14 protein-coding genes are annotated in these 17,652 nt (G+C 60.3%); 10 read left to right on the top strand and 4 right to left on the bottom strand.

The genetic code is table 11. From position 1 onward, the window contains the following. The first annotated feature begins 47 nt into the window (after positions 1-47). The 8 genes from KB449_RS20185 to KB449_RS20150 all read left to right on the top strand — a co-directional run bounded on the left by KB449_RS20185 (position 48) and on the right by KB449_RS20150 (position 11,627). Complete coding sequence (locus KB449_RS20185) at positions 48-1,232, top strand: GntR family transcriptional regulator (RefSeq protein WP_282910080.1); 1,185 nt, start codon at positions 48-50, stop codon at positions 1,230-1,232. Between the two features lie 108 nt (positions 1,233-1,340). After that, complete coding sequence (locus KB449_RS20180; protein WP_282912872.1) at positions 1,341-2,048, top strand: DNA alkylation repair protein; 708 nt, start codon at positions 1,341-1,343, stop codon at positions 2,046-2,048. Between the two features lie 200 nt (positions 2,049-2,248). Continuing rightward, the gene (locus KB449_RS20175) at positions 2,249-3,163 is read left to right on the top strand and encodes a carbohydrate ABC transporter permease (protein ID WP_282910079.1); all 915 of its coding nucleotides are present in this window, start codon (positions 2,249-2,251) and stop codon (positions 3,161-3,163) included. Continuing rightward, entirely contained in the window at positions 3,160-3,978 is an 819-nt protein-coding gene (locus KB449_RS20170) for a carbohydrate ABC transporter permease (protein WP_282910078.1), read from the top strand. Before KB449_RS20175 ends, KB449_RS20170 begins: the two co-directional genes overlap by 4 nt. Positions 3,979-4,002: 24 nt before the next feature. After that, positions 4,003-5,739 (top strand): cache domain-containing sensor histidine kinase, encoded by a 1,737-nt coding sequence (locus KB449_RS20165; RefSeq protein ID WP_282910077.1) that lies wholly within the window; start codon positions 4,003-4,005, stop codon positions 5,737-5,739. Then, on the top strand, positions 5,736-7,361 hold the full coding sequence (locus tag KB449_RS20160; protein WP_282910076.1) for a response regulator: 1,626 nt from the start codon (positions 5,736-5,738) through the stop codon (positions 7,359-7,361). Before KB449_RS20165 ends, KB449_RS20160 begins: the two co-directional genes overlap by 4 nt. A gap of 131 nt (positions 7,362-7,492) precedes the next feature. Continuing rightward, complete coding sequence (locus KB449_RS20155; RefSeq protein WP_282910075.1) at positions 7,493-8,839, top strand: extracellular solute-binding protein; 1,347 nt, start codon at positions 7,493-7,495, stop codon at positions 8,837-8,839. A 130-nt stretch (positions 8,840-8,969) separates the two neighbouring features. Beyond that, complete coding sequence (locus tag KB449_RS20150) at positions 8,970-11,627, top strand: hypothetical protein (RefSeq protein ID WP_282910074.1); 2,658 nt, start codon at positions 8,970-8,972, stop codon at positions 11,625-11,627. Between the two features lie 49 nt (positions 11,628-11,676). On the opposite strand, the gene KB449_RS20145 is transcribed toward KB449_RS20150, so the two are convergent. The 3 genes from KB449_RS20145 to KB449_RS20135 are packed head-to-tail and all read right to left on the bottom strand — an operon-like array spanning position 11,677 to position 14,653. Continuing rightward, the gene (locus KB449_RS20145) at positions 11,677-12,783 is read right to left on the bottom strand and encodes a Gfo/Idh/MocA family protein (protein ID WP_282910073.1); all 1,107 of its coding nucleotides are present in this window, start codon (positions 12,781-12,783) and stop codon (positions 11,677-11,679) included. Positions 12,784-12,816: 33 nt separating this feature from the next. Beyond that, entirely contained in the window at positions 12,817-13,542 is a 726-nt protein-coding gene (locus KB449_RS20140; protein ID WP_282910072.1) for a ThuA domain-containing protein, read from the bottom strand. Positions 13,543-13,573: 31 nt separating this feature from the next. Next, positions 13,574-14,653 carry a LacI family DNA-binding transcriptional regulator gene (locus KB449_RS20135; RefSeq protein WP_282910071.1) on the bottom strand — a complete coding sequence of 360 codons (1,080 nt, stop codon included), beginning with the start codon at positions 14,651-14,653 and terminating at the stop codon, positions 13,574-13,576. 230 nt (positions 14,654-14,883) lie between these two features. Between KB449_RS20135 and KB449_RS20130 the strand changes: the two genes are divergently transcribed. Continuing rightward, complete coding sequence (locus tag KB449_RS20130; RefSeq protein ID WP_282910070.1) at positions 14,884-15,492, top strand: bifunctional transcriptional activator/DNA repair enzyme AdaA; 609 nt, start codon at positions 14,884-14,886, stop codon at positions 15,490-15,492. Beyond that, positions 15,489-16,016: a methylated-DNA--[protein]-cysteine S-methyltransferase gene (locus KB449_RS20125; RefSeq protein ID WP_282910069.1), complete on the top strand. Its 528-nt coding sequence runs from the start codon at positions 15,489-15,491 to the stop codon at positions 16,014-16,016. Before KB449_RS20130 ends, KB449_RS20125 begins: the two co-directional genes overlap by 4 nt. An 80-nt stretch (positions 16,017-16,096) precedes the next feature. On the opposite strand, the gene KB449_RS20120 is transcribed toward KB449_RS20125, so the two are convergent. Then, positions 16,097-16,996 (bottom strand): DNA-3-methyladenine glycosylase family protein, encoded by a 900-nt coding sequence (locus KB449_RS20120; RefSeq protein ID WP_282910068.1) that lies wholly within the window; start codon positions 16,994-16,996, stop codon positions 16,097-16,099. Positions 16,997-17,652 lie beyond the last annotated feature (656 nt).

Below are 17,652 nucleotides of genomic sequence, written 5' to 3'. Positions count from 1 at the left end.
GATAATAAAGTTGTATAAAAGTCATACTTTTGAGGGGAGGGGTGCTCGTGGAAGGCAAGGAACAAGCGGACGATCAGGCACGTCCGAGCAGCAAGCGGACGCCTCTGTACGCCCAGATCGAGTCCTACGTGCGCGATCAGATCCGTTCGGGCAAATGGAAGCCGGGCAAGCGGCTGCCATCCGAGAATCAGCTCTGCAAGCAGTTCGACGTCAGCAGAATTACGATTCGCGGCGCCATGGACAAGCTGGTGGAAGAGGGCGTCGTTTTTCGCATACAAGGCAGAGGCAGCTTCGTCTCGGAGGAACCGGGGGCGGGCGAGCGGGCCAAGTACGCTTTGGGAAAGGGAACCTCGGACGAACGAGAGCTGCAGACGGTGGCTGTCATCTTGCCGAGGCTGTGGGGGATGCTGACGAACAGCCTGCTCGCCGGCGTGGAACGGGCGCTTGAGCCCTCTCCGTACAGAATGATGCTGCTGACGACGGGCGACTCCCAGGAAATCGAGGAGGTCAAGCTGCAGGAGGCGCTGCGGGCCGGCGCGCGCGGCTTGATCGTCTACCCGGCCGAAGGAAGGACGTACAGCGAGGAAATGCTGCGGCTTACGCTCGACCGGTACCCGATCGTCGTTATCGACCGTTACGTGCGCGGCGTGCCGACCCACTGCGTCTGCTCGGATCATATCGCGGGGGCGTACGAGGCTACGGAGCATCTGCTGCGTCTCGGCCATCGGCGGATCGGCTTCGTGACGACGCCCTACGAAGGAACGACAAGCCTGGAGGAGCGGTTGGAAGGCTTCCGCCAGGCGCTGAACGACTACGGCGTCGTGCTGGACCGCAACTTGGTGCTGGAGCGGGCGGAGCAGGATGCGATCGCGGCTTTTCTAGCGGGCTCTTCAAATGTGACCGCCTTGTTCGCCGTCAATGAGAGCATCGGCCAGATGGCGCTGCACGCCGCGGAAGCGGCCGGCATGCGCGTGCCCGACGATCTGTCGGTCGTCTTCTTCGACGACTACGACCATGCCGACGCCGCCCGGATCCCGCCGACTTGCGTGGCTCAGCAGGGGGAGACGATCGGTTACGAAGCAGCCGGTCGCCTGCTGTCGTTGTTCGCGGATCCCCATCAGGAGCGGACCATGGTTCGCATTCCGACGCGGCTTATCGTGCGGTCGTCGACGACGGCGCCCAAGTCGGGCGGCAAAAGCGAGGCGGGACTTGAGCCGGACCATTCATTTTAATATCTTGCGGTTCTATTCAACCTTGGGTCTCATCCTGCGGGCATTGCGCTATGATGGGGGTCTGGAACATCGCGATACGCGCAAATGAGGGGGTGCCTGATGCCTGATATGAACGGTCCATCCGTAAGAGAGCAGCTGGAGGCATTGGCGGAGCCTGGCTATCAAAAGTTCGCGTCGTCGCTCATTCCGAACATCGACAACTTGATGGGCGTCCGCCTGCCGGCACTGCGGCGAATCGCGCTCGCAGCGGCGCGAGGGGACTGGCGGACGTGGCTCGAAGCGGCCGAAAACGACTTTTTCGAAGAAATCATGCTGCAGGCGATGATCATCGGATACGCCGACATGGAGCCGGAGGAACGGCTTCGGTACATGGCGGATTTCGTGCCTAAAATCGACAATTGGTCGGTATGCGATCGGTTCTGCCTCGGACTGAAGTTTGCGCGCCTTAACCAGGCGGCCGTATGGGCGTTTATTCGACCCTATCTCAAGTCGGGGCGGGAATACGACATTCGCTTCGGCGTCGTTATGCTTCTCGAACACTTTATCGACGACATTTACGTGGACGACGTGCTTCAGTTGTTGGACGGGGTGTCGCATGAGGGCTACTATGTGAAGATGGCGGTCGCCTGGGCGGTCTCGATGTGCTACGTCAAGTTCCCGGAGCGGACGGAGGCCTATCTGGCGGGCTGCGGGCTCGACGACTTCACGTTCAACAAGTCGCTCCAGAAAATCGTCGAGTCCTACCGGGTTGACGCAGACGCCAAGCGGCGGATCCGCGGGATGAAGCGCAGCGCGAGGGGAAGAAGGCAGACATAAATGGATCGGTGCCGTGCGCACCGTCTCCAAGCGCATCGTCTCCAAGCGCACGTCTCCAAGCGTCCGCGGCTCGAGCGGCAACCGGCGGAAGGATCAGGCCGGCCAATCCGAAAAATACGCAATGGATCAGAAAGCTGTATCGTTGTTGGCGCCGGGAGGCGAGCTTATACTGAAGTCACTTTGAGAGAAGGGTGATTTCCATGCTTCCCGGACGGGCTGACAAGAAGCAATTGCTGGCGTACGCAATGATTTTTCCGGCACTATTTTTTTTCGTGCTGTACCTGGTATTTCCGCTCATCAAATCGCTTCAAATGAGTTTTTACGATTACGACGGCGTCGGACCGCTCAGCGACTTAATCGGTTTTGGCAATTTTGCCGCGGGGTTCCGGGATTCCCGGTTCTATGAGGCGATGGGCCATAATCTGATCCTTATGGCCGTCGAGCTTGTGGTCTCGATGAGCGTCGCTTTCGCGCTCGCCTATTTCTTGTTTCGCGGCGTGTTCGCCTGGAAATGGTTCAACGTCGTGCTTTTCCTCCCCTATATCATTCCTCTGGCGGTGTCCGCCGTAATCTGGTCTCTGATCTTCGAGCCGACGATCGGGATGCTGAACCAATTACTGGCGGCGGTCGGCCTCGATTCCTGGCAGCGCGTCTGGCTAGGCAGTCAGGATACATCGCTGTTATCCGTAATCCTCGTATGGGTATGGAGAACGATTCCCTTCGATATGCTGATTCTGCTCGGCAGTCTGCTTAAAATTCCCAAAGAATTGCTAGAAGCGTCGAAGATCGACGGATGCACCGGAATAAGGTCTATTTGGCATATTATTCTGCCGCTTATGCTTCCGACAATTATGTTATTGTCAATTATATCGATCGCCAACGATTTCCGTTCGTTCGACATCGTCTGGATTATGACGCAGGGGGGACCGATCGGCTCTACGGAGATCGCTTCCACGCTTGTCTACAAGCTCGGATTTCAAGAGAATCATTACGGCTACGCCAATGCCGTCGCGTTCATGGTGTTCGTGATCGTCACCGCGATGGTCGGTTTGGTCGGCTTGATTCTCAGGTCCCGGAATGGGACGAACGAGCGGACGGGAGGGCAAGAGGGATGATCAAGCGTACATGGATGACGGCCATCGTCGCTCTCTTCGCCGCAACGTCGCTCTATCCGCTTCTATGGGTCGTGCTGCAGTCGCTGAAGACGGACGCCGATTTTTTCGGGAACCAATGGGGACTGCCCGGACGGTATATATGGGAAAATTACGGAACGGCCTGGAAGCAGGCGAACTTCGCCACGTATTACGCGAATACGGTGCTCGTAACGCTGGCAAGCCTGGTCGGCGGGGTGTCCGTGTGCATCGTGGCAGGCTATGCGTTCGGCAAGATCCGGTTCAGGGGGCGTCGATCGCTTCAGATTCTATTCGCGCTCGTGCTGTTCGTTCCTTCCCCCGTTCTGCTGCTTCCCGTGTTCTTTATCAACCGGGACCTGGGCCTTCTCAATACGTATGCCGGGATGATCGGCCCCTACATCGCATCCATCGTGCCGATGGGCGTTCTGTTGATGCAATCCGCCTTCGCGGGACTGCCGAACGAGCTTAGCGAATCGGCGAAGATCGACGGGTGCGGGGAATGGCGGACGTTCTGCCGGATTCTGCTGCCGCTCACGATGCCGACGGTAGCTACGCTCTGCATTCTGCAATTCATCGGCGTGTGGTCGGAGTACATGTGGGCATTCATCTCCAATACGAATCCGAAGATGTACACGATCGCGGTCGGCATGGCCCAGATGGCATCCAAAAAGTACGTGTACGGCTTCGGTCCGGTATTCGCCGGCATGGTCATTACGTCGATCGTCGTTATTCTCGTATATGTCGTTCTGCAAAAGTATTTCGTACAAGCATTGTCCGAAGGCGCCGTAAAAGGATAAAGGCGACAGACCGGAGGGAGAGCGTTGGTCAAGAGGCTTCTGGGCACGTACATCCTGTTAATCGTTCTCCCTACGCTGCTGGTCTCTTCCGTGGCCTATTACTTGTTTAAACAAAGCATGGAAAAGGAAGTTTCCGTCTCGATCGAGCGGACGGTGCGGCTCCTGAATTCGGAGGTCGACGCTTATTTCACCGATCTGGTCCGTCTTGCCGCTTCGGTCATGACGGAGGATACGCAGCTGGACGACGATCGCAATCTGCTTCGCATTTTGAAGCGGAGAGCGGCAGGGGAGACCGTGCCGGGTTCCATGGAAGCCTACATGCAGGCGCAGCGAATCGACCATTACCTGAACGACTTGCTCAACCAGAAGCGCGATCTGGAATCCGTCTATCTCTACACGGCTTCCGGGGAGCTGTTCGCCAGCCATCGCTCTGACGAACGTATCTCCATTTCTCGGCTGGAGGGGATGGAGGAACGGCTTCTCGCCTCCGGGAGAGAATGGATCGTGGAGAAGGAGGCGGACAAGGAACCGATCTATCTGATCCGCAAAGTGAACGATCCGTCTCACCGCTTTCTCGGCGCTATCGTGCTGAGCATCGGAACGGAAGGTCTCGAAGGGATGATTGCCGGCGCTCAGCTGCCGCAGCAGGATATCATCGCCCTGTGGGATCGCCGGCTTCCGGTCTACGACAAGACAGGGCGCTGGAAGAACGACGCCTTCGAGCTGTCGCCCGCGCGGATCCGGTCGCTGAACCTTCCGTTCGAAGAAGGCGGCACGCTGGTCACCTACGCCTCCCCGCAGCAATCGGAGTGGTCGCTCGCCGCTTACTTGCCTTATCGCGCGTTGACGGAAAATATTCGCGCGGTACGCTTCTGGATGCTCGCGGCCGGAGCGTTATGCGTGCTCTTCTCCATACTGGTCGCCTTTATGCTTGCGCTCGGCATCGTGAGGCCGATCCGGTCCGTTCGCAACGCGATGCGCAAAATGGAGAAAGGCTTTCTCCATACGAGAGTCAAGGTACGGGGAAAGGACGAGGCGGCGGAGCTGGCGCAAGGCTTCAATTCGATGTCCGGACAGCTGCAAACGTTGATCGATCATGTCTATTTGTCCGATCTGGCCCACAAGGAAGCGGAGCTGAGGGCGCTGCACGCGCAGATAAATCCGCACTTCCTGTACAACACGCTCGAGGCGATCAGCATGGTCGCCGAGATGCAGCGGTCCTCGGAAGCGGCGGAGATGGCGCGCGCGCTTGGCGTGCTGTTCCGGGCCGCCACCGAGTTCGAGACGCTCGTTCCGATCCGGACGGAGATCATGCTGCTCAAGCAATATTTGCTTCTGCAGGAGATCAGGTTCGACGGCACGCTGCGGGTCTATTGGGAGATCGCCGCGGGAGCGGAGGGCGCGCAGGTTCCCAAGCTGTCCCTTCAGACGATCGTCGAAAATTGCTTCAAGCACGGCTTCGCGCCTTTGAAGGCGCCGCGGAGCGCGACGATCCGCGTCCGGGTCTGCGCCGCGGATCAGGGAGCGTCGATCGAGATCGTCGACGACGGGGCCGGGATCGGGAACGAACGGCTGAACGAATTGAACCGGTTGCTGCAAATCGGGGGGAGCGGGGGAGACTCGGTCGGTCTTGTCAACGTACACAATCGAATTCGGCTGCAATGGGGCCAGCCATACGGGATCGAGCTCTCAAGCCAGCCGAATATCGGAACGGTCGTGAGGCTCACCGTTCCCGGAGAAAGGAGGGACGAGTCCGCATGAAGATCGTAATCGCGGACGATGAGAAGCTCATTCGGCAAGGTCTGGCTTATATCATCCGGCAGATGGAGGCGTCGGACGAGATCGTCGCGTCCTGTTCGGACGGAGAAGAGGCTTTGTCATACTGCCTTCGGGAGGGCGCCGACGTCGACGTGCTCATTACGGATGTTTGCATGCCCGGCAAAGACGGTCTGGATCTGATCGCCGAGCTGGCCCGGCTGTGCCCGCATATTCAGACGGTCGTCATGAGCGGTTACGGCGAGTTCGATTATGTCAGGCGGTCGATGCGCGAGGGAGCGGTCGATTATTTGCTTAAGCCGCTCATCAAGAATGAGCTGCAAGAAGTGCTGGAGCGGATCCGGCAGCAGAAAAAGCTTGCGGCCATCGCGAATGAAGGCAAGCGGGAGTCTCCGATGATTGCGTCCATTCATCAGGATCATCTGCTGAACGCCTTGTTCCATCATAATCCGGGCGTTGCGCCCGAGGCTCGCGCATTCCTGGAGAACGGCTTCGGCATTGCGGAAGGGGCGTTCCGCTTTTTCGCAGCCGGCGTGGCGATCGACGAGAAGGCCGACGGCCGCTTCCGGCAGGCGGATCGGATGCTGTTCCAGTATTTTGTCCGCAAAATGGCGGAAGAAGCGCTCTTTCAGCAAGACCTCGTTAGAGGTACCGCCTGGCAAGGGCAAGACGACTTCGTCGTCCTGCTGTTTTTCGTGCCGACGGGAGAAGGAGAGCGGGAGAGCGAGATGATGGATGCGCTTAAGCAATTACTTGCGATTTTATCCTCGCACGTCCAATATCCGGTCACGATCGGCGTCAGCTCGGGGGCGGAGAGGTTCTCCGACATGCCGAAGCTGCTGCTGGAGGTTCAAGCCGCGCTGCGGGCGCGGCTGACAATCGGTACGGGCGGGGTGATCGACTATGAAGCTTCGCAGCGCCTTCAGCGCCAGTGGAACGTGCAGCCGGACGCTTTCCACAAGGTCGTAACGGCCACGATGCTGGGCGACGCCGAGACGCTGGAGAAGGAGCTTGGCGTCTTCATGGACGATCTGTACGAAGCGGGCATTCATCCCGAGGTTCTATTGGATATCGTGCTCCGGCTTTTTCTTCGAGTGGGAAGCATGCTGGAAGCCAAGGGCGTCGTGCGGACGGGCGAACCGGGAACTGCCGATCTGGGCAAGCTGCTGGAAGAACTGCGGCGTTGTCCGACATGGAGCATGCTCGAGCGCGAAGTGCGGCACAAGCTTGCTGCGTTGTCGAGCCTTGTTCGGGAGCATGCCCGGCAGATCAAGCCAACCTTTATTACCGATGCCGTCAACTACATTCACGAGCATTATCAAAGCGATCTGACGCTGGCAGAAGTGGCGGACGTCGTCGGTCTGTACCCCACTTATCTGAGCGAGCAGTTCAAGCAGCATATGGGCGTGAAGTTCGTCGATTACGTCATCCAGGTACGGATGGAAAGGGCGAAGAAGCTGCTGCGCGAGACGAACAAGCCTTCGTTCGAAATCTGCGAAAAGGTCGGATACGCGACGCCGGCGCATTTCACGAAGGTGTTCAAGAGCAAGGTCGGCTGCACGCCGCTTGAATACCGGGAGAGCTGGAGAGGTATACGCAAGATTTGAAGGAGACGGGAAGATCGCGGGAAGCGGGTTATCCGAAAAAAGAGCAATCATTCCGAAGGCTGTCGAGTTCTCAGCCGCCAAGGGCGATGCTACGATAGGCTCGTGTTCAAACGACCTATGGAGGAGATTGCATGAAGAAGAGGGGAACGCTGCTCGCGCTGTCGCTGCTCTTGGGAATGACGGGTGCGCTGACGGGCTGCGGAAGCGGCAAGAACGGCGAGGACGCCGCCGCGTCCGGAGCCGCGCCGAGCGCGAAGGCAAGCGGGAGCGCGGCGGCCGAAGAGGACGTAACATTAAAATTCATTTCCTGGTGGTCTTATTTGAAGCCGGAGCTGCTCAAGAAATTCGAGGACGAGAATCCCGGCATTAAGGTCGATTACGAATATGTGGCCGCAGGCGATGCCTACAACAACAAAATCAAGACGCTGACCGCGTCCAACGAGCTGCCGGACGTATTCGGCACCCAAGGGGTTACGTTCGAGTCTCTGATCAAGACGAACGACATACTGGACCTCAAGGACGCGTTCCAGACGCCCGCCTACGATAAGGCAGACAAGTGGGGGGATACGATCAATCCCGTGCTCGTGACCAATATGAACTCGGGTCTGACTTCGGAAGTCGATGCGGCGAATCACGTATGGGGCGTTCCGTTCGGTGCGGTCAGCGTCGTCGTTGTCTACAACAAGACGCTCTTCGACGGGCTCGGACTGACGGCTCCGCAGACATGGGACGCGTTCGAGTCCAACAACAAAAAGCTCAAGGAAGCGGGCCTCATCCCGATGTCCTACGCCAACAAAGTCGGTTGGGGAGACTGGTGGCTGCGTTTCCTGCTCGATCAGTCGACGAGAGACGTCACGACCGACGACTTCCTGACGGGCAAGGCGAAGGTGACGGATCCGGGATTCGTGGAAGCGGTTCAGAAGCTGAAGCAGCTGTGGGACGACGGCACCTTCGACCCGGCGGGCATGACGAACGGGATCGACGAGACGCAGGCGCTGTTCGTTCAGCAGAAGATGGCGCAGTACATGGTCGTGCCGGAAAATTTCGTTCAATATTTGCAGGAAAACATGCCGAAGGGCGTCGAGCTCGGCGCTTACGCGCTTCCGGCCTGGAAGGGCATCGAACCGAGCCGCACGCTCGGCGGCGCCTCGAACATCGTCGCGGTATCGGCGAAGACGAAGCATCAGGAAGCCGCGATCAAGCTGGCCAAGTTCCTGACGTCGGAGACGACGTTCCAGCAGCTGGCCGACAGCGACGTCGTGCCGAGCACGAAGGGGTACACGCCTCCCGAGGGCGACAAGATTATGGGCGCCTACGCGGAGGCGGCCGAAAACGGCTTTATCGTCGAGCATACGCCGGGAGACGAAGCGGGCATCAAGCTGTTCCAGGACGCGCTGCCCAAGATTCTGCTCGGCAACAAAACGATCGACAAGGCGCTCGGCGAGGTTCAGGCGCTGATCGACAAAAACGCGAAGTAACCGGAAGACCGCAAGCGACAGGCGGCGCCTGCGTTTGCTCTCGCCCCATCGTACCGGAGTCTTCGAAGCAGCTATGGCTAATGGAGCGCTCCGGTTTTTTTTATCCATGAAAAGAGAGCGAGGAATCGTCATGAACCATTCGATGGGCAAACCGTTCGGCAAGCTCGGATATGCGCTCCTGCTGGCGTTTGCCGCGGCTGCGGGCCTGCTGCTTTTAGGATCGTCCAGCGCTTCGGCCGCAAGCTACTATGTCAACAATCAAAGTGGAAGCGCTTGCTCGGATGCCGGCGCCGGGACGTCGGCGTCGGCTCCCTGGTGCAGCTTCGCGCCGGTCAACAGCCATGGCGCTTTTGCAGCGGGAGATCAGATTCTGCTCGCCAAAGGGGCGACGTGGAACGAGCGGATGACGCTCTCGGGCACAGGAACGTCTGCGAATCCGATCGTGCTGGGCGCGTACGGCTCCGGTGCAAAACCGAAGATTGTTCGCAACGGCCTGGAATCGGACAGAGCGATCTCGCTGACGAACCCGAGCTACTGGACGATCGGCGGGCTGGAGATCGGCCGGGCCGGCGCAGGTATCGTCGTCAGCTTCTCTACGGCGGGACATGAAGGGCTCGTCTTCAAGGATCTCTATTTGCACGATATCAAAGGCATTCACCAGGGCTCGGGAAGCGGCAACGACGTTACCGGCGACGCGGTATGGAACTCGGCCGGCATCGAATTTACTTCCAAGACGTTTGACGATTCCCACAGCGCATCGGCGCCGATCGTCAAAAACGTGCTGTTCGAGGATATCGAAGGAAGCCGCAACCTTGATACGATCTCAATCGATTGGTACAACGGCTCCTATTCGTCCGTTACGGGTTATAAAGCGGCCGAACAGGTCGTGATGAGAAAGCTGAACTTCCATCAGAACGACGCGGGAGGGAGCGGCGCGACGGGGTGCGACGACGGGATGCGGATCACGGACGTACGCTACCTGACGCTGATCGATTCGAGAATCGACGGGGACGCGGGTTGTCACTCCGATACGGGCACGGCTGCCATCTACCTGGCCGGCGTGTACGATGCGAATATTTTCAACAACTCGTTCACGAACGTGCCTCACACTTCTTCGCCGGATATGGTGGCTTTCGATTTCGAATGCTGCACCAATCGCGTGAACATCAGCGAAAACTACTTTGCGGGCAACGCAGGAGCGGGAATCTCGTTCCTGGCCATTCATCCGGGGCTGGGCTTTGAGCTCAACACGACGGCAGCCGGCAATACGTTCGTACAAAACGGCAGCGGATCGTTCCGCCGGGCGGGGACGTCGGACACGCCGACCGGCACGATCCGGGACAATCTCTACCACGAGGCGAACGCGTTCCTGTACGAGGATGGCGCGGACTACAGCGGCTTCTCCGTCTCGAACAACCAGCCGATCAAGTCGGCCTCCGCCATCGCGCACGCATCGGCGAGCTTCGGCGCGACGCAAGGTTTGGGCAATTGGACGTCCAAAGCTTACGATGGCGCGTCCTGGACGAATCTTGCTTATTACGACACTGCGAAAAAGCAGTGGCAGCCGTCCGCTGCGACAGCCTTCCCAAGCGTTTCCGCGTTCGAGCTTCAGCCTTCGGCTTGCGCGAACTGCAAGGTCGCACGGGTATGGACGGCGCCGATCCAAGGGACCGTCAGCTTGCGCGCGCGGGTGCTGAAGGCGGAGGAAGGCGGAGACGGCGTTGTCGTCCGCATTGCCAAGAACGGGACGCGAATCTGGCCGTCCGCCGCGGATCAGTCGGTTGCCGCGGGGGATCGGACCGGTTATGAAGCGATATTGGACGGGATAGCGGTGGGCGCGGGCGACGAGTTGAGATTCGAGGTGTCCGCCGGTTCGGCGGGAAACAACGCATCCGACGCGGTCAGCTGGACGCCGTCGATCGCCTATACGAACTATGGATTGCAATGGGACTTCGGCACGGCCGGCAATCTGGAAAACTGGACGATGGCCAACCAAATTGCCGGCACCGTATCCGGAGGCGTTCTGACGCTGACGAGCAGCGGAAGCGATCCCTATATCGTCTCCGCGGACAACCTGAACAGTCCGGCAGCCAATCGCTATTTGAGAATCCGCCTGAAGAACAACACGAACGACCCGATGGCGCAGCTCTTCTTCACGACGACGACGGACACCGCCTGGAGCGCGTCGAAGTCGGTATTGTTCGCCACGAAGGAAAATGCGTCCGATTATACGACTTACGTGGTGGACTTGGGCGTGAATCCGAATTGGACCGGTTCGATCAAGCAGCTGCGCCTGGATCCGATCTCCAAGAGCGGCACGATGAGCGTCGATTATATCCAGGTAACATCGCTTGGCTCCGGCGCGAGCAAGAGCTGGGAATTCGCAACCGACTCGAATGCCGAAGGCTGGACCACCGGTAACCAGATCTCGTCGATGACGGTGTCGGGCGGCAGCTTGAACCTAACCTCCGGGGGAACCGATCCCTATATTTACTCTCCCGACAATCTGGCGATCGATAATGCCTTGATCAACCGTTACGTCCGCATCCGATTGCAGAACTTATCGACGAATACGACGGCGCAAATTTTCTTTACGACGACGACGGATACGACTTGGAACGCGGCGAAGTCAGTCACAATTCCGCTATTGGCCACCAGCGATTATATGGAGTATGTCGCGGATATGGGGGCGGTCGCCGGCTGGACGGGCAGCATCAAGCAGCTGCGATTCGATCCGCTGACGGCGACTGGTACGGTCAAAGTCGACTTTATCCGGATCACGAATTAAAAACGACCCCGACGCCTCCGCAATAGAGGTGTCGGGGTCATGTAACGGGTCAGGCGTCCAGCTCGCCCTCGCGCACACTTAGCGGCAGCGGCGCGGGCCGCTCGCACGTGCTGTGCATGCGGTAACGCACGCCTTGCTCGGCCGCGTCGTGGAAGCCGTGCATCGCCTCGAGCACGTGATAAGCCAGCTCGCCGTTCGCGCGGTGCGGACGGCCGGTCAGAATCGCCTGCGCCATGTCCGCGGCGCCGAGGCCGCGGGCATTGTTCGCGTAGCCGTGCGTCAGCGGCAGCTCGGACCATTCGCCGGCTCCGGCGCGGCGGATGCGGATCGGACCGCCGAACGAGTTGGGGTCCGGTACTTGAAGCGTGCCGCCGCTGCCGTAGATCTCGATGAAGGGCAGCTGCGCGCCGCCCGGGGCGTCGAAGCTCGTCAGGATGGTGCCGATCGGGCCGGCCGCGAATTCCATGATGCCGGCGACATGGGTCGGTATCTCGACTTCGATCTTCTGGCCGCTTTTCGGCTTGCTCGTGATCGTCCGCTCGGGATACGAGATACGGGCGGCGCCGGTTACGGCGGCGATCGGGCCGAGCAGCGCCACGAGCGCGGTCAGGTAGTACGGACCCATGTCGAACATCGGTCCGCCGCCCGTCTTGTAGTAGAAAGCAGGATCCGGATGCCAGCTCTCGTGCCCGCCGCCGACCATGAACGCGGTCGCGCCGATCGGCGTGCCGATCCAGCCGTCCTCGATCAGTTTAATGCACGTCTGGATGCCGCCGCCGAGGAACGTGTCGGGCGCGCTGCCGACGAGCAGCTTCTTCTGGCGGGCGAGCTCGACCACTTCGCGGGCCTCCTCGCGTTTGACCGCGAAGGGCTTTTCCACGTAGACATGCTTGCCGGCTTGCAGCGCCTGCAGGCACACGGTCGCATGCGCTTGCGGGATCGTCAGATTGATGACCATTTGAATCTCCGGGTCTGCCAGCAGCTCCTCGACGGACAGTCCGCGGATGCCGTGCTCTTCCGCCTTGGCCTTGGCTCTGGCGACGTCAAGATCCGCGCAGGCGACGATCTCCATCGAGCCGAAGCGACCGCCGTTCTGCAGGTAGATGCCGCTAATGTTGCCCGTACCGATAATGCCGACCTTTACTTTGTTCCCCACCGTAACGTACCCCTCTCGATTCTTTTTCGAAAATTACAGCTGGTTGTCCTGCATGCCCGTATAAGCCCCGTCAGCCGCATAGTCGGCCGTGCCGACCGTCTTGCCTTCGGCACACCACAGGAAGCCTCTGCGCATCAGCTCGGACACTTCGGGCAGCGCGACGATGTCGGCTTGATGGCCGAGCGAATTGTAGTACACGCGTCCTTGTCCCCAGCGCTTCGTCCATACGACCGGCATGTCGACGGCTTTGTTGGGCGAATGCGGTCCCGGGGCGATCGGGAAACGGGTCGTGGCCAGCACCTCGATCGCGGGATCGATATGCAGGTAGTACTGCTCGGTGCTTACGGTAAAGTCGGGCATGCCGACCACGAGCGGGCTCGAGCTGTGCTTCACGTTGACGACGTACTCGGTGCCGTCGTTGCCGGGGTGGGCCACCCATTGGCCGCCGGTCATGAACTGCCAGTCGGTGTTCTCGCGGAACGCGTCGCACATGCCGCCGTGGCAGCCCGCAAGCCCCGTTCCCGCCTGGACGGCCGCGGATACGTTGTTCACCCATTCCTGCTCGATCTTGCCCATTGTCCAGGCCGGTACGATCAGGTCGAGGCCCATGAGCTTTTCCTTGTCGGCGAAAGCCTCGAGCGTATCCGATACTTCAACCTCGAAGCCCTCGGCGGCCAGCATCGCGCGAAACAGCTCGGCAACCTCCTTGGGCTGATGGCCGTCCCAGCCGCCCCATACGATCAATGCTTTTTTAGCCATGTTATATCCCTTTCCTTTCGGACGCGCTCCGTCAGCAGGAGCGCCTTATGATGAGTTGCGTCGGCAGCAGCACGTCGTCCGCTGCCTTATTTAAACCGTTTGCTACTGTAGCGGCGCCTGCTGCGCCGTCCGCGTCTTCTATATCGCTTGCGCGCCCGTGCTCGCCGGCCAGCCGGGCCAGCACCGATTCGGCGGCAAGCCGCCCCATTTCGTAAAAAGGCACCTCGACCGTCGTCAGCGGCGGATCGGTCAAGCTGGATGCGTCGGAGTTGTCGTAGCCGATCACGGGGAGACGCTCCGGCACCGCTACGCCGCGTTCGCGCAGCCCCTGGATCGCGCCGATGGCCATCCGGTCGTTCGCGCACAGCATGCCGTCCAGCGCCTCGAGCCGTTCGAAGATCGCGCCGGCGGCTTCCTGGCCGCTCTTGCGGCTGTAGTTGCCTTCGAACAGCAGCTCAGGATCAGGAGACAGGCCGGACTCGGCCAGCGCTTGGCGGTATCCGTCGTAGCGATCTACGCTGTTGGAGTAATGCGGCGAGCCGTTCAAAAAGCCGATGCGGCGATGGCCGGCGTCCAGCATGTATCGCGCTGCCGCATAAGCGCCCGCCCGGTGATCGGCGCCCACGCAAGGCAGCCCGGCCCGCGAAAAGCGCTGGTCGACGACGCAGCAGGGCAGCCCTTCGTCCGCCAGGGCGAACACGGAGGCTTGCTCCTCGGGCAGAGAGCTCGCGCCCAGAATCAGGCAGGCGTCGATCCTGCGCGTCCGGTACAGCGACACGTAGTCGTATCGCGCTTGCGGATTGCGGTAGAGGAGCAGGAGGCCGTAACCGGCCTGATGCAGAACGTCTCCGATGCCGCTCAGAATTTCGGAAAAGTAGTAGGTGGAGAACAGCCTGACCTTCGGCACATGCGGCAGGACGACGCCGATGTTGCCGCTTCTTCCTTTGGCGAAGCCGGAGGCCAAGGCGTTCAATTGGTATCCGAGCTCGGCTGCGGCTGCAGCCACCTTGCGCCGCGTCTCTTCCTTGATCGGTCCGACGCCGTTCATCACGCGGGACACCGTCGCCTCGGACACGCCGGCCAATTCAGCGACTTCCCTGCGCGTAGCCATGATTGGCGGCTCCTTTCCCAGCGCTTTCGCCGTCGTTATCACATCGATAGTCCAACAATGTACACGCGTACATTATGACACCGGCGGTCAGACTAGTCAATCGGATCTTTTACGGATGATGGGCGGATCATTCGCGGGCACAGGGATTCAATTTCGAGATCTTGCGATTGTAATCCAAAAGCCTTACGGGTGCGCGGGAATGCGGGTATACTTGGGGGGAGGTGATGCAGATGGGCGTCGATAACATCAACAGAACGTACGCGGGCGAAGCGCCGGACGAGGAGCAATGGCAGGCGATTGTCGGCAACGATGCAGTCTACAACGACCGGTTCCGGTATGCGGTCATGACGACGGGCATCTTTTGCCGCCCCTCGTGCAGATCCCGGGCGCCCAAACGGGAGAACGTGCGGATCTTCGCGGACTCGGAGCCGGCGATGGAGGCGGGCTACCGGCCCTGCAAGCGTTGCAGGCCGACCGACAGGAAGCTGCCTGACGTAGAATGGGTCGGTCAGATGACGGACTTCATCGACCGCTGTTATTACGAGCCGATCACGCTGGATCGTCTTGCGGAGCAGTACCGCGGCAGCCCTTATCATTTGCATCGTATCTTTAAACGGATCGCGGGCGTCACGCCGGTCGAGTACGTGCAGCGCACCCGGATCGCGCGGGCGATCGAGCTGCTCGAGACGACGAGTTTGCCGATGGCCGACATCGCCGCTGCCGTAGGCTTCGGCAGCGTTCCTTATTTTATTACCGTATTCAAGCAGAGAACCGGCACGACGCCCAGCGAATTCAGAAGACTGGGAGGTCGGCCGGCTTATGTGGAGGTGTCTGAATGAGCGACCTATTAACAGGAGAAATCGTCCGTTGGACGCGAATCGAACATGGAGTTTGGCGCTTGTATGCCGCCGCCACGGATCGCGGGCTTTGTTACGTCGGCACGCCGGATATGCCATTTGAGCAGTTGGAGTCGTGGGTACGCGCGCGGATCCGGGGAGCGGAGCTGGTCCGGGACGATGCGGCGCTGGCGCCGTACGTGCGTGAGCTGGCCGAATATATGGATGGCGCTCGCCGTACGTTCGAAGCGCCCGTCGACGTCCGGGGGACTGCGTTCCAGCAGGCCGTATGGCAAGCGCTGCTCGGCATCCCCTATGGCGAGACGCGATCGTACAGCGATATTGCCACGCTCGTAGACAAGCCTGCTGCGATGCGCGCGGTCGGCGCGGCGATCGGCGCAAACCCCGTGCTCGTATGCGTGCCCTGTCACCGCGTCGTCGGCAAGAGCGGCGCCATAACCGGCTACCGCGGCGGACTTGACATGAAGAGCAAGCTGCTCGAGCTGGAACGCGACCGTCAGGCCTAACCAGCCGGCTGCCGCGTGGTTATGCCTGCGGGACGCCGTCGAGTCCAGTTTGCGGGCCGACGATTGCCTGTCGCGGGGCTTCAATAAAGCAACCGCCACAGGTAGAACGTCGCATACGACTCCCAGCCGCGCCAGCCGGCGGACAGGCGCAAGATCTCCTCGCGAGACGGCTTGGCATCGCTGCCCGTAACGTGGCGAAGCGCATGATGCAGGCCGACGTCGTCAATCGGAAAAGCGTCCTTCATCCGGAGGCAGCGCATCAGCACGTAATTCGCGGTCCACGGACCGATGCCGCGGATGCGCACGAGCGCTTTTTCCGCTTCGCGGTATCCAAGCTCCTGCAGCCTCCCTTTGGATAAAGCTCCGCCGGCGATCAGTTCCGCCGCATGGATGAGATACTCGCATTTTTTAACCGTCAGCTTCAGCGGCAGCAGGTCCTTGACTTCCAGACCGGCGATGACTTCGGGCTGCGGGAACGTCCAACAGGTGTCGCCGGCGCAGGAGACGGGGGTGCCGTACGCCTCCACCAGTCGGGCTTTGAGCGTGTAGGCGAAGGCAAGGTTGATCTGCTGTCCAAGGATGCCCCACGCCATCGCCTCGAACAGATCGGGAATGCCGATGAGGCGCAGGCCTTTATGCATGGATGCCGCGGCGGCCAGGATCGGATCGTCGGCGGCAAGACGGTAGAAAGGCTCGAGATCTGTGTCCAGATCGAGCCACTCGCGGATATAGGCGAGCGAGGCCGCTCGGACGTCCTCGCTCGGAACGCCGCGATCGTCCGCGAATGCGACGAGCAGCCGATTGTCGTCGTCGGCGCCGATCTCCAAGACGGGCGTTCCGTCCAACGGGAGCGCCTTGTACAAGCGTCCGTCCCGAATTAGATGCAGGCACTCTTTAGGGGAGCGCATTAAGTAACCCAGGTTGGCGGAAAAACGATAATCCTCTGGCGTAGCGAGGGTTAACGTCGGTTCGTAGGGCATGATCCTTCTCCTCCTCGTCCCCATTGTAACCCAAAGTAGGGGCACTCGGATTTCGTGAACTTGCTAATATACTGGAAGTGAGGGCTATCCGGGGCGAAATCGCGCCGAAAGGCGCTTATCTTGGGCTAGATCCCGGCCGCGAGCGACGGGATAGCGTCCAAAAGCACTTATCTCGGGCTGGATACCGGCCGCGAGCGACGGGATAGCGTCCAAAAGCGCTTATCTCGGGGCAGATACCGGCTTGGAGTGGCGAGATAGCGTCCAAAAGCGCTTATCTCGGGGCAGATACCGGCTGGGAGTGGCGAGATCGCGTCCAAAAGCGCTTATCTCGGGGCAGATACCGGCTGGGAGTGGCGAGATCGCGTCCAAAAGCGCTTATCTCGGGGCAGATACCGGCTGGGAGTGGCGAGATCGCGCCGAATGCAGCTATGGGTTTGCGAGAGCGTGGGTGCGAGCTGGATAGCGGCAATTTTTGCCGCTATGGGGCCGCGAGAGCGTGGGTGCGAGGTAGCGGCTAGATCGCGCCGAAAAGCGCGTATCGCTCGGCCCGCTTCCACTCGGTCCGTTGCCCGGGGCGTAACCTTCCGGCCCACGCCGCTCCCGGCCCCGGCCGCTCGAACCCGGCCCCTCGAACCCGGCCCCTGCCGCTCGAACCC

Source organism: Cohnella hashimotonis (genome assembly GCF_030014955.1).
Lineage (GTDB): Bacteria > Bacillota > Bacilli > Paenibacillales > Paenibacillaceae > Cohnella > Cohnella hashimotonis.
This window is presented reverse-complemented; position numbering and strand designations above follow the sequence as displayed.